The organism is Cognatundibacterium luofuense, assembly GCF_018139685.1.
GTDB classification, from domain to species: Bacteria; Pseudomonadota; Gammaproteobacteria; order Burkholderiales; family Burkholderiaceae_D; genus Undibacterium; species Undibacterium luofuense.
On record NZ_JAGSPN010000254.1, the window covers coordinates 1 to 380 of the forward strand.

1 protein-coding gene is annotated in these 380 nt (G+C 48.9%); it reads right to left on the reverse strand.

Going from position 1 to position 380, the window contains the following annotated elements; translation table 11 throughout:
• A partial coding sequence (locus tag KDM89_RS20280) for an FAD:protein FMN transferase (protein ID WP_212689673.1) occupies positions 1–380 on the reverse strand: 380 nt, incomplete at both ends.

The following is a 380-nucleotide window of genomic DNA, read 5'->3' on the forward strand; positions in this document are numbered from 1 at the left end:
GGGTTGGAAATTGTGGGTCACGAATAGATATCGTATGTTCACCAATTACCCCTAAATCACCTCCGGCATTAATACAGGCACGCTGTACCGCAAAATTTTTCAAGACCTTGGTAGCCTGATCAACCGCATAGCCTTTAGCAATCCCGCCCACATCCAGCCAGTCATCCCTTAATTTTTCAATGCACAGGTCATCAACAAAACGAAAAGCCTGCTGATCAGGAACATACTGTGGCACCCTGGTCTGCGAAGGCAGTAATCCAAGGCGGGCCAATCTGCTGGCGACGCGCAGATCAAAAATTCCACCTGTTTGTTGTTGCAACTGAAGAGCAGTCTGAAGCACCGCAGCAGTATGAGGATGTAACTGGAGACAGGTGCCTGTC